Below are 11,851 nucleotides of genomic sequence, written 5' to 3' on the forward strand. Positions count from 1 at the left end.
AAAATCCACGCCCCGGCGTGGATTTTTTTTAGCTGTCCTTAAAACTCTACCCTTGCCCCAAGGTTGTAGCGGCGCCCTTCCAGGACCGACGCTTCGTTATATGAGGTGGTATGAAGCGGGTTCGCATCAAACAGGTTATAAATGCCCGCCATTAACGTCAGGTTCTTATTCACCCGATACCGCGTTCCCAGGTCCATCACAGCATAGGCTTCGGTCGAGGTGGATTTACCGATATCCGGCGTGTTGCTCCGCCAGCTCGCTTTCGTCCAGAGTTCCAGATCGTTCAGCGCTTCCCAGGTCAGGGAGATATTGGCCATGCTGGTCGGGAATTCGTTCAGCGCATCCCCTTTATACTGGCCGCTCTTCTGCTCGCTGTGGGTATAGGTGTAGTTGACGTTAGCCTTCAGGGTCGGCGTGGCCTGCCAGTCACCGTTCAGCTCCAGACCATAAATTTCCGCATCACTGACGTTAAAGTACTGGGAGACCGATTCGGCTTCATAACCGTTGTAGACACACATCTGCGTCGCGGTCGCGGTACAGATGGTGTAATCGCTGATCTTGTCTTTGAATTTGGTGTGGAAGACTGTGGCATCCAGCGCCAGCGTATCCTTCTGCCAGTAAACCCCCACCTCGGTGTTGACGCTCTTCTCCGGTTTCAGGTCGTCATTACCGATACCAATCTCAGAGTAGGGATAGCTGCCATACACGCTGGTAAAGCCGGAGTTGTTCTGACGAAGATCCGGCTTTTTATAGCCCGCAGAGACGCCGCCTTTTACTGCCCAGTTTTCATCGAGCGTCCAGTTGCCGTACAGTTTTGGCGTTACGTGGTAACCGAAGTAGCTGTCGTGATCCAGACGCGCCGAGGTGGTCATCGTAAAGTCCGGCACGATCATCCAGGCATCTTCAGCGAACACCGCCCAGCCATCGCGGCTGATCTTGCTTACCGGCGTCACCCCTGGCACCTCTTTATCGGCAATACCGAAGGTGTCGTCCAGCTCATTACGCGTATAGTTCGCTCCAAGGGTTAACTGGTGATCGCCCAGGGTGAAGGTGTTGGCGCTGTTGGCCTCAAAGTTATTCTGCTTGATGAATTGCGGTGACAAATACGGCACGCGGTACTCAGTCCGTGCTTTCTCATAGCTGACAAAGTTCTTCGACTCGAGGATATCACCGTACCAGGCGTGCTGAGACAGCGAGATCGCATCGCGATCGAAGCCCCAGTACCAGGGGTTACCGTGGCGGGTTTTCTCCTGATGCCCTTTGACCGCATTCAGATCCCAGAGCTGTGTGTCGGTCGGCGACATGGAGATGGTGGCATCCAGGTTGCCCGCCTCGTGCTTTACGAAGCGCTCTTTATCGGGGCTGTCATCATCGCGACGATCCAGATAATCCGCCGCCAGGCTAACGCCAAGCTTGCCGGGAATAATGGGCCCCATCAGGAACAGATTGGTCTGGTTGGTATTACCGTATTCGCTCTTTTCCTGCAGGAAGTAGTTATCCTCCAGCACGCCGGTCCAGCTATCAAGGTTATAGCCTTTTTTGGTGATCACGTTGACCACCCCACCGATGGAGTCCGAGCCATACAGCGAAGACATAGGTCCACGAATGACCTCTATACGCTCGATGGCCGCGATTGGCGGCATAAAGGCCGCTTCGGTACCAATGTGGTGACCATATGGACGAGATTCACGGGTCCCCTGCTTGATCCCGTTCACCATATACGACGTATAGGACGAGTCCATACCGCGCATCTGCACGTCACCGGTCGCCAGGCTACCGTTGCCGCTGCCCGTTAACACACCCGGCATCTCCCGGAGTGCCTCGGTAACGTTCTGGTTCGAGCGGGTGTTCAGCTCTTTCTCGTTGACCACCGAGATGGTGGCCGGTGCTTCGCGGCGCTCCTGGCTGAAACCGGTGGCGGTTACTACCAGCTGATCTTCGTTCGCCGGATCGCTGTCGGCGGCGATGACGGCTGGCGTTATGCCGGTTAAGGCGAGCGAAATCGCCACGGCCATGCGTGTCCTGGTTATCACGACGTATTCCTTAAAGTTGGGTTAAATCGATCTTGAGAACGTAGTCAGCTTTATTCGCCTTCTCATCCTGTTTCACGCTGACATACAACGTGTTGGCATCCGGAGAGAGCACCAGGCTGTTAGGCATCGCCGCCGTTGTAATGGTGTGTTTGACGGCGTTGGTTTTCGCGTCGATGACACTAATCTGGCGATCGTTACGATGGGTGACATAGACTTCGTTGCGCACGCCGTTGTAAAGCGCAGCAATGGAGTTCGGGGTGGCGATGCGTTGCTTTAGCTTGCCGGTCGCCAGCTCGACCACCAGCACATCGCGCGTATTGGTATCTGCGATATAGCCCACGCCCGCTGCGGGGTTAAGCGCAATATTGAGGAAGTAATGGTCGGTCTCTTTGGGATCCACTTTCACGCGCGAAAGCACCTCTGAACTCCTGCCATCCAGGGTCACCAGCTCGCCGCTTCCGGTTACGGCATAGACTTTGTCCGCTGCGGCATCCACCGCAAACCCAACCGGATCCATCCCTTCGAGGGTTTTCGTCAGTGCCTGTTTTTGCGTATCCACGACCCACAGCAGCCCTTTTCCTTTGCCGCCCATGCCGGAGATATAAAGACGCTGATGCTTCTTATCCAGCACCGCTTCGCGCGGATGGATCCGTTTCTTAGGATCGCTGGCGTCACTCAGTTGCAGGGTTTTGATCGCCTTGCCGCTGCGGGTATCCAGCGCGGTGATGGAGCCATCCAGCGCATTGCCCATCCAGAGCACGTGGTTCTCCTGATCGAGCGCCAGCGCAAAGATGCGCCGTTCGGTATCAATGCTCTTTTTCACCGCCAGAGAGTCTGCAGCCAGTTCGAAAAGGATGCCGGTGGTTTTGTCGGCCGCAAAAGAGGGGGAAGAGGCGGCATAGATCGTCTGCCGGGCGTTGTCATAGGCCAGTTCGTAAACCCCGTGCCCCAGCGCCTGCGAGTGAAAATCCTTTTCGCTAAACGTTTTTGCTAACGCTGATCCAGAGTACAGGGCCAGCGCCATAGCCACTGCGCAAAATGCTTGTTTCTTACGTTGTTGAATTGTCATGTCATTTTTCTTTACACTTAATTACGTAAAGCAAATGATAATTATTATTAATATCATATTCAATTGCACTGCAAGCTTAAATACCTACCAATACCTGCCTTAATTGCGCATTAATTAACCACCTGTTGTCAAAATGCAAACCCGGTCCCGCTTTTCCTCACAAAAGTACGGCGTCAGTGACCCAATGTTTACTTTTCTCCACGACTAAAAATGCTATTACTAATAAGCAACATTTATGTAGCAATTTAGATCAGTCAGGAGTTCCAATGAATAAGAAGAGACGCTCCGTTCCCGGTATTCGTCATTACGATGGCCCCGCCGGGGGATGGGGAGCGCTGAAAGCCACCGCCATCGCCGTACGCACTCAGATGGATGCCCTGGAAGCCCCTGCTACGCTGTTACGCACTAATCAGCCCGACGGCTTTGACTGCCCCGGCTGCGCATGGCCCGATAAAGAACACAAATCCACCTTCCAGTTTTGTGAAAACGGCGCAAAAGCCGTCACCTGGGAGGCGACCACCAAACGCGTCACGCCGGAGTTTTTTGCCAATAACAGCGTCTCCTCGCTGTGGGCTAAAAGCGATTACGAGCTGGAGGGCTATGGCCGCCTGACCCACCCAATGGTGTATGACAAAGCCAGCGACACCTTCCGCCCGGTTGAGTGGCAAGAGGCATTCAGGCGAATCGGTGAGAAACTCCGTCAGCTCGACCCCGACGCCGTTGAGTTCTATACCTCTGGCCGGGCCTCGAATGAAGCGGCGTTTTTACTGCAGCTTTTTGCCCGCGAGCTGGGCACCAATAACTTCCCGGACTGCTCCAATATGTGCCACGAAGCCACCAGCACCGGCCTGCCGCGCTCAATCGGCATCGGCAAAGGCACCGTATCGCTGGAGGATTTCGATAAAACCGAGCTGGTTATCTCTATCGGCCATAACCCCGGGACTAACCACCCTCGGATGATGGGCACCCTCCATGAGCTGTCGCGCCGCGGCGTGCCGATCATCGTCTTCAACCCGCTGCGTGAACGCGCTCTGGAGCGCTTCGCCGATCCGCAAAGCGTGGTTGAGATGGCAACCCTGGGTTCAACAGACATCGCGTCAACCTACTTTCAGGTCAAAGCAGGCGGCGATGCCGCCGCGCTAAAAGGGATCGCCAAACATCTGCTGGAAAGGGAAGTCCGCGAGGGCGGGATCCTCGACCAGCCGTTTATCGACGCACATACCCAGGGATTTGCCGATTTCGCCGCGGATATCGCGGCCACGGGCTGGGAAGAGATTGAGCAAGAGTCCGGGTTAACCCGTGAGGATCTGGACGCGGTAGCGCGCGCCTACGCCAAATCGAACGCCACTATCATTACCTATGGCATGGGTGTTACTCAGCACAACAAAGGCACCGCTAACGTGCGCCTGATTGCTGACCTGCTCCTGCTGCGCGGCAATATTGGAAAGCCCGGTGCGGGCATCTGCCCCCTGCGTGGACATTCAAACGTACAGGGCAACCGCACGGTAGGCATTACCGAAAAACCGACCGCCGCGTTCCTGTCCCGTATCGAAGAGGTGTTTGGCTTTACCCCGCCGACAAAACATGGCCACGATGCGGTGATGGCCACCCAGGCAATGATCGCCGGTGAAGCCAAAGCACTGATCTGCCTGGGCGGTAACTTTGCCGTGGCGATGCCCGACCATGAACAGGCGTTTCCGGCGCTGCAGAAGCTCGATCTTAGCGTCCACGTAGGCACGAAGCTAAATCGCACCCATCTGCTGGTGGCGAAAGAGACCTGGCTCTTCCCGTGCCTGGGACGCACCGAGCTGGATATGCAGCGCACCGGGCGTCAGTCGATAACGGTTGAGGACTCCATGTCGATGGTACATGCCTCGTCGGGAAAACTGCGTCCCGCCTCGCCTCACCTGCTCTCAGAGCCGGCCATTGTGGCCGGGATGGCGAGAGCCGCCCTGCCCGACAGCAAAGTCAACTGGGAGGAGCTGGTCGCTGATTACGATCTGATCCGCGATCGTATTGAGCAGACTATTCCCGGCTTTACCGACTACAACCAGCGCATCCGCACGCCGGGCGGTTTTCGCATGCCCTTACCGCCTACCGAACGCGTCTGGCCTACCCCAAGCGGCAAAGCGGTGTTCTCGGTCTTTGAGGGGGTTGATGAGAACGCCAAAGGGGTGGGCGAGAATGTACTGCGCCTCATAACCCTGCGCAGCCATGACCAGTACAACACCACCATTTATGCCATGGATGACCGCTACCGCGGGGTCTTTGGCCGCCGCGATATTCTCTTTATGAACGAAGAGGACATGACGGAACGTGGGCTGGAGCATGGCGACAGGGTAGATATCGAAACCGCGCTGCCGGGTCACGCCCAGCGTCTGGAAGATATTACGGTGGTCGCCTACAGCATCGCCCGGGGCTCGGTTGGGGCCTATTATCCGGAAGCCAACGTGCTGGTGCCGCTGGATTATCTTGATAAAGAGAGCGGCACCCCTTCTTATAAATCGGTACCCGTTCGCCTTACGCTGCGCTCGAAAGAGATCCGCCCGCTGTAGCGTTTATCATGCCGGGCAGTACGCCCGGCATAAATTTTACTGTCGCACATTCCCCGTTTTCTGAAGATAATCACCCGGTGACGATAAAACGGGACGCGCGATGTTAATGAAAACACAACCACTTCACAGGGATGCCGTTTTGGCGTTTCGCGCAGGCGTATCGGCCTGTTTACCAACCATTCCGGGCTACTGGAGCATTGGCTTTGCCGCCGGCGCCATAGGCACCCTTTCCGGTTTCACCACCCTACAAACCGCACTGCTGGCCAGCCTGCTTTACGCCGGGTCGGCGCAGTTTCTGTTTTACTCCCTCTGGGCGACGGGGGCAGAGGTCGCCTCGGTGGTGTTCAGCGTTCTGCTGGTCAACCTGCGTTATTTACTGATGAGTTCAGCCATGAGCGTCTTTTTTCGCGAACACACTACCCTACAAAAGATCGTGAGCGGCCTGCTGTTAACGGACGAAACCTTCGGCGTGGCGGTACAACATGGCAGCCAGCAAAGCAAAGTCCGCTTTGCCTGGATGTTCGGGCTGAACGTTGCCGCCTGGCTAAACTGGATCCTGGCCTGCGTGGTAGGGGCATGGCTCGCCGCCGCGCTGCCACCGGCATTGATGGAGGGGCTGAGCTTTAGCCTGGTGTCGATGTTTATTGGCCTGGTGCTGATGCTGTGGTTTGCCAGCCAGCGCAAAATTCTGGAGACCTTCAGCATTTCGGCGGCGGTTATCGTCACCCTCTTCACCGCCGGGCAGACCGATATCAGCATTGTTATTATCATTGCCGCCTCGGTGGCCGCGACCCTGTCGACCCTGGGTCTGCGCCTGTTCTACAAAGGAGAGCGCTAATATGGAGCGAAATATTCTGCTGGCGATCGTCGCGTCCGCCCTGGTGACCGCCCTGATGCGCACTATACCGATTCTGCTGCTGTCACGTTTCCGGCTCGCCCCGGTGGTGCAACAGTGGCTGAGCTTCATCCCCGCCGCGATCATGGCGGCGATCATCACCGCCGAGCTGCTGGGCAAACCGGCGCTTACCCCCTCCGGCATGAGTCTCTCCCTCGTGGCGGCCATCGTCGCTGCGGTGGCCGGGGTGGCGACCCGGAGCCTGTTTGCCACGGTCATCGTCGGCATGATGGCCTTCACCGCACTCAATTTCTTTTTCGGATAGACGCGTGACCCCGAGCCCGGCGGCGGCATCACGCCGGGTCAACAGCACCTGCCACGCCTCGCGCGCCATTGCGCTAAATCCCCTGATCAGCACCCTTTCCGCCGTCGGGCTGCGAGCGACCTCCCCCAGAGCGCCGCGTAATGCCGACACCGTCGCATCCGGCGTGCCTGCCGGGGTGATGAGCGGCAGCCCCGGCGCGAGCGGGCTACGGCCGATAATAGATAACCCCTGCAACAACCCCGGCTCATGACGCTGTAACAGCGCCCAGGTCACACAGTCGATCGCGGCAATATCCGCCTGCCCTTCGCGTAGCGCCACCAGCGACTGGCGATGGCTGCCGCTAAAGAATGTCGCGGCGAAAAAATGCGTTTCAACGCCGAGCCCGGCGATCATGCCCAACAGCACGTTATAACCGGACCAGGAGTCGGGGGCGTTACACACCACCCGTCGGCCACGAAAATCCGCCAGGGTTTTACCCTCATCCTCTGAGCGGGCCACCAGCCAGCTGCGGTAATAAACGCCTTCGCATCCCAGCGCCGAGTAATGAAACGCCCCCACCACCTGCACATCGGGTAGTTGGGTCATTAAAGGAAAGCCGCAACTCTGGCTCAGGAGCAGATCGGGGCTGCGCCAGTGGTGAAGAAGGTCCCTGGGCAAGACGGGTTGAAGATGATCGACCGCCAGCCCCTGCTTCACCAGTTGCGTTTTTACCGCCAGCCAGAAGGCCTGGTTGTCATCCGGATTAACCGCGTACATGGGAAAGGCGAGCGGACTGCTCATCCGCGCCTTCCGGATGGGCAGTGACATCCTCCTGGCGTTTCCAGAACTGGCGTAACCATTCGCTATCCCCCCTTACCACAATTTCCTGGTTGCGCCGGTGATAACGTACCCTGTCGCGCAGCCACACCGTGCGAAGACCGTACCAGGGCACCCCTGGCAGGTCGTGATGTAGAGAATGATAGTTGAGATTAAAAACCGCAGCCGCCGGTAAAGGAACTCACTCCGCTTGCCCGGTTACCGGTTTAACCCGCACGCCGGCAAAGACCATCACCATCGCAGCGACCAGCAGCACGCCGCTGGCGGTAAAGACGCCGCTGGCACCGTTAAGATCAAATACCGCTCCGCCCCCTGCCGCACCGGCGCTGATGGCCAGTTGAATGGAGGCCACCATTAACCCGCCGGCACTTTCCGCTTCATCTGTGACCGTAGTGGCAAGCCAGGTTGACCAGCCCACCGGCACCAGCCCAAAGGCAAACCCCCACAGCGCTACCAGCAGACCATCCAGCATCGCCAGGTGCCCGAAAGCCGCCATCAGCAGTGCCAGGATACCCATGGCAAACGGCACCAGAGCCAGCGTGAGACGGAGGTTTCGCGCCAGCAGGTGTCCGGCAATCGAGGTCCCCACAAAGTTGGCAATACCAAAACCGAGCAGGATCAGAGAAATGGTCTCGACGCTCGCCTGGCCAACGGTCTCAAGGAAGGGGCGCAGATAGGTGAAGAAGGCAAAATGACCGCTGAAGATGAGGATGGTGGCCAGCAGGCCGCCGACCATTCCCGGGCGGCGGAGTACATGCAGCAACGTGCGCAGGCTGCCGCTGTTTTCCGGACGCATAGCAGGCAGCACCCACAGCTGCCAAAGCAGCGCCAGGCCGCTGGGGATCGCACAGAGGATAAAGACGTTACGCCAGCCAATCAGGCTGCCAAGATAGCTGCCGAGCGGTGCGGCGACCACCGTGGCAATCGACACGCCGGAGAAGATGATCGCCAGCGCTTTTGGTACATCGGCGGGGGGCACCAGGCGCATGGCGGTGGCCGTGGACATCGCCCAGAATCCGCCTATCGCTACACCCAGCAGCAGACGGCCTGCCAACAGTACCTCCAGCGAAGGGGCAAATGCCACCAGCAAGCTAGAGACAATCTGCATGATGGAGAAGAACATCAATACCCAGCGCCGATCGATGCTTTTGGTCGCCGGGGTGATCAGCAACCCCGTCACCAGCGCCACCAGCGCAGTGGCAGTCACGGTCTGCCCTGCCACGCCCTCGCTAACGCCCAGGCTTGCCGCCATTGGAGTGAGCAGGCTGGCAGGCAAAAACTCGGCGGTAATGAGCCCGAAGACCCCCAGCCCCAGTGACCAGACCGCACGCCAGGCGGGTCTGGCAGGGGTTAAGGCCTGGCTGGCCGCGATAGATGAATTCATCTGTTATTCTCCGGTTATTAAAATGTGACATCTGTCGCAAATAATAGAAAGTTCACCCCGGACGATCTATGACATATAATCTCCAATTATTGATTAATCGTCCGGAGTTGCCGTTATGACCCTCCATGCCCCTGATTTGATCAGCGAAATGCTGCGCGGAATGCGCCTCTCCGGGGTGAAATATCGCCGTATCGAAGCCAGCACCCCCTTTGGCGTAGCGTTCAGCCATGCGCCCGGAAAGGCGCAGTTTCACTTTATTAGCCGGGGTCCGGCGGTACTGAAAATGGAGAGCGGCGCAACCTTTGCGCTGAACAGCGGCGATGCGCTGTTTATTCCCAACGGTAATTCACATGCCCTGCTCTCTGACGAACATGCCGACGTTACGCCGGTGTCGGCCTTCCCCAGCGAGCCGATTTGCAATTCGGTATGTGATATTCACTGCGAGCCGTGCCCGGACAGTGAGAATGTGATTATTTTCAGTGGATGTATGGATTTCGAACTGGGGGGGATGCAGCCGCTGATCCGCGCCATGCCGGAGGTGATGATGGTCAGCCGACTCATGTCCACCTGGCCTGAAATTCACCCGTTACTGGCCGCGATGGAACGCGAATCGACAGCCCAGCAGGTGGGTTTTGCCGGGATACTCGCCCGTCTGGCAGACGTGGTGGCTGCGCTGATCGTGCGCGGCTGGGTTGAATCCGGCTGCGGCAAAGCCACGGGTTGGGTACAGGTGCTGCGCGACCCACGCCTGAGCCGGGCGATTTATGCCATGCACCAGCAGCCAGGCATAAACTGGAGCGTGGCGGAGCTGGCCAGAGAGGCTGGGACATCGCGCTCGGTCTTTGCTGAGCGTTTTCTCTCCGCCACCGGCACGACGCCGGCCAAATATCTGGGCGAGCTTCGGATGCGGCTGGCGATCCAGTATATCGGGCAGGAAAATCAGGCCATCGAGACCGTGGCGCTGCGCCTGGGATACAGTTCGCTGGCGGCCTTTAGCCGGGCATTTAAGCGTATCGTCGGCCATTCGCCGGGGGCGCTGCGCGAGACAAGCCAGGTGCCTGAGGAGATTTGACCCTCTCGCCCCCGGCCTGGCGCCGGGGTACGAAGGGTGATGTATGCGGGGGTTACAGCCAGTTTTGCCCTGGGGTTGCCCCCTCGCTGCGCTCATCGCGCGGTACTTCAATCAACAGCGAAGAGAGGTGTTTTGCCCACAGTCCGGCAACCCATTTCACGCCGCGCGCCGTAAAGCGAGCCTGAGACCAGCTGTGCTGGTTTTCACCCACGCCGCTGTGCAGGGTAAAATAGCCCGCCTCAATGTGATGCTGCGGTGGTACCAGGGTTCCCCCCACGCGCTGCATGATATTACGCTCCAGTAAAAATGCCCGGAACGCAGGCTCTTTCGCGTTAAGCATTTTACAAAGCTGACGAAAGCCCAGCGATGTATTCACGCTAATGAACTGATCAAAAAAGGCGGCCTTTGGGGCGGAACGGGCAAGTTCCTCCTCCGCACGCTGGCGTTTTTCGTACTGCTCGGCCCACGCGCGCGCCGCCGCTGCCGGATTAGTGAAATCAGGAAGATTGACGCTTTTCTCTCGCTCCTGCCAGCGATCCAGCATGGTGGCGGTAAAGGCCGGAGAGATGCGCGACACCGTCAGCAGGGAGTCGCGTTTGTTCAGCAAAAACTCCTGCCGCATTTCACCTTCACGCTCATACACACTCGCCGTCACCGGCTGCGAAAGACGTTGCGCCGTTTCCAGGCTTTTAACCATGCGCTTCACCTCGGTATGGGTCATACCGATCACCTTCGCGATTTCACGGCTGCTGATGGTGGCAGGCTGCTCATAGGACGGGAAACTTTCAACAGGAATTACCATAGGATTCACCCCTCACTCATACAATACTCGGGTAATTTGCTCTAATAGTATACAAATACCTGTTTAAATATCCAGTATAATTTTTGTCCATTTTACGACGCGTGCTGGCCTACCACTAACCGGATCCCATCTTTATGATCTTTAAGGTGAATGCTGTTCAGACGTGCCGAAATGCGCGGTATCACCCTTGCCATGCTCTCCACTTCCCTTCACGCGCTGGAGCTGTATGACCTCCCCGTGCTGCCAGGCATTGGCCCCCTTCGCTACCGGGTGCGCGACGATATCAACGCGCTGACGTTTAATTTCCTGCGTATTGATCTTCAGACGACGATCGCGATCCGCCAGCAGCCCAGGATCGAGTTGCCCTTCTCCCGTGAAGCCCATCATCAGTGCCGGTATACCCAGCGGCAGGTTTTTATCCCGATCGGTATGCCAGGTGTGCCAGGTTTTGCCGTAGGTGTTCACTATTTTTTTCATTAACGCCTTATCCGCGACGGCAGGCAGCCCCGGTGCCACCAGACTCCCTGATTTCACTTCGTACTGATGGCTGTGCCAGAGTTTTTTCTCTTCTGGCGGTAAGGTATTAAAGAGACGTTCGCTGATGATGTACTCCACCCCCATCAGCCGGGCATCCCGGGTATTACCATCATAAATGACCGCCTGCATGACATCGTCATTCAGTACCGTCACATAATGATGGGCCTCCATTTGCCCATTTTTATCCCCGCTATAGAAATGGAAACCATCCAGATAAGCGCTAATGGCGTCAATAGGGGGACGAGACTGAATGACTTGCGCACCCGTTTCCAGCGTACTGAGAGTCGCAGAAGTCTTCTCTCCGGGGATCGGCGTTTGCGGCGGCGTGTTATTCGCCCCGCAGCCGACAAGCATCACCATGGCTGGAACGAACAGAGACAGAAATTTCATGAGCACTCCCTTTATGTTAACCCGGTTATGAAG

9 protein-coding genes and 2 pseudogenes are annotated in these 11,851 nt (G+C 57.4%); 4 read left to right on the forward strand and 7 right to left on the reverse strand.

Translation table 11 applies throughout. From position 1 onward, the window contains the following. Positions 1-38 precede the first annotated feature (38 nt). Together B3511_RS11320 and B3511_RS11325 are read right to left on the reverse strand one after the other, a co-directional pair. Positions 39-2,033, reverse strand: a complete 1,995-nt coding sequence (locus tag B3511_RS11320; RefSeq protein WP_286782388.1) for a TonB-dependent receptor domain-containing protein — start codon at positions 2,031-2,033, stop codon at positions 39-41. 10 nt (positions 2,034-2,043) lie between these two features. Beyond that, positions 2,044-3,102 carry a YncE family protein gene (locus B3511_RS11325; protein WP_286782389.1) on the reverse strand — a complete coding sequence of 353 codons (1,059 nt, stop codon included), beginning with the start codon at positions 3,100-3,102 and terminating at the stop codon, positions 2,044-2,046. A gap of 266 nt (positions 3,103-3,368) precedes the next feature. On the opposite strand from B3511_RS11325, the gene B3511_RS11330 reads away from it, so the two are divergent. From B3511_RS11330 to B3511_RS11340, 3 genes are all read left to right on the forward strand, one after another. Continuing rightward, complete coding sequence (locus B3511_RS11330) at positions 3,369-5,657, forward strand: FdhF/YdeP family oxidoreductase (RefSeq protein ID WP_286782391.1); 2,289 nt, start codon at positions 3,369-3,371, stop codon at positions 5,655-5,657. Between the two features lie 100 nt (positions 5,658-5,757). Beyond that, entirely contained in the window at positions 5,758-6,495 is a 738-nt protein-coding gene (locus tag B3511_RS11335; protein WP_263617498.1) for an AzlC family ABC transporter permease, read from the forward strand. A 55-nt stretch (positions 6,496-6,550) separates the two neighbouring features. After that, complete coding sequence (locus B3511_RS11340) at positions 6,551-6,817, forward strand: AzlD domain-containing protein (RefSeq protein ID WP_286783680.1); 267 nt, start codon at positions 6,551-6,553, stop codon at positions 6,815-6,817. Here the strand turns inward: B3511_RS11340 and B3511_RS11345 are convergent. The 3 genes and pseudogenes from B3511_RS11345 to B3511_RS11355 form a co-directional block, all read right to left on the reverse strand. Next, positions 6,815-7,597: pseudogene (locus B3511_RS11345) on the reverse strand (phosphate/phosphite/phosphonate ABC transporter substrate-binding protein); the annotation flags it as partial. The gene B3511_RS11340 and the pseudogene B3511_RS11345 overlap by 3 nt on opposite strands. Beyond that, positions 7,560-7,784, reverse strand: a pseudogene (locus B3511_RS11350) (fatty acid desaturase); the annotation flags it as partial. The pseudogenes B3511_RS11350 and B3511_RS11345, both read right to left, overlap by 38 nt. A 30-nt stretch (positions 7,785-7,814) precedes the next feature. Continuing rightward, positions 7,815-9,017, reverse strand: a complete 1,203-nt coding sequence (locus tag B3511_RS11355) for an MFS transporter (RefSeq protein ID WP_046885153.1) — start codon at positions 9,015-9,017, stop codon at positions 7,815-7,817. Positions 9,018-9,132: 115 nt separating this feature from the next. Here B3511_RS11355 and B3511_RS11360 point away from each other — a divergent pair, with 115 nt between their 5' ends. Further along, on the forward strand, positions 9,133-10,089 hold the full coding sequence (locus B3511_RS11360; RefSeq protein WP_286782394.1) for an AraC family transcriptional regulator: 957 nt from the start codon (positions 9,133-9,135) through the stop codon (positions 10,087-10,089). A 52-nt stretch (positions 10,090-10,141) separates the two neighbouring features. Here the strand turns inward: B3511_RS11360 and B3511_RS11365 are convergent, their stop codons facing one another. Together B3511_RS11365 and B3511_RS11370 are read right to left on the reverse strand one after the other, a co-directional pair. Further along, complete coding sequence (locus B3511_RS11365) at positions 10,142-10,891, reverse strand: phage antirepressor KilAC domain-containing protein (RefSeq protein ID WP_040075218.1); 750 nt, start codon at positions 10,889-10,891, stop codon at positions 10,142-10,144. A gap of 141 nt (positions 10,892-11,032) precedes the next feature. Next, positions 11,033-11,818, reverse strand: coding sequence for an OBAP family protein (locus B3511_RS11370; protein ID WP_286782396.1), 786 nt, complete (start codon positions 11,816-11,818; stop codon positions 11,033-11,035). Between the last annotated feature and the right edge of the window lie 33 nt (positions 11,819-11,851).

Origin of the sequence: Leclercia sp. UBA1284, from assembly GCF_002308415.1 — a bacterium.
Classification (GTDB): Bacteria; Pseudomonadota; Gammaproteobacteria; order Enterobacterales; family Enterobacteriaceae; genus Enterobacter; species Enterobacter pneumoniae.

Excerpts from the sequence above, each read along its gene's own strand:
- B3511_RS11325 (WP_286782389.1), bottom strand. The coding sequence starts at position 3,102 with ATGACAATTCAACAACGTAAGAAACAAGCATTTTGCGCAGTGGCTATG.
- B3511_RS11330 (WP_286782391.1), top strand. The coding sequence starts at position 3,369 with ATGAATAAGAAGAGACGCTCCGTTCCCGGTATTCGTCATTACGATGGC.
- B3511_RS11335 (WP_263617498.1), top strand. The coding sequence starts at position 5,758 with ATGTTAATGAAAACACAACCACTTCACAGGGATGCCGTTTTGGCGTTT.
- B3511_RS11340 (WP_286783680.1), top strand. The coding sequence starts at position 6,551 with ATGCGCACTATACCGATTCTGCTGCTGTCACGTTTCCGGCTCGCCCCG.
- B3511_RS11355 (WP_046885153.1), bottom strand. The coding sequence starts at position 9,017 with ATGAATTCATCTATCGCGGCCAGCCAGGCCTTAACCCCTGCCAGACCC.
- B3511_RS11360 (WP_286782394.1), top strand. The coding sequence starts at position 9,133 with ATGACCCTCCATGCCCCTGATTTGATCAGCGAAATGCTGCGCGGAATG.
- B3511_RS11365 (WP_040075218.1), bottom strand. The coding sequence starts at position 10,891 with ATGGTAATTCCTGTTGAAAGTTTCCCGTCCTATGAGCAGCCTGCCACC.
- B3511_RS11370 (WP_286782396.1), bottom strand. The coding sequence starts at position 11,818 with ATGAAATTTCTGTCTCTGTTCGTTCCAGCCATGGTGATGCTTGTCGGC.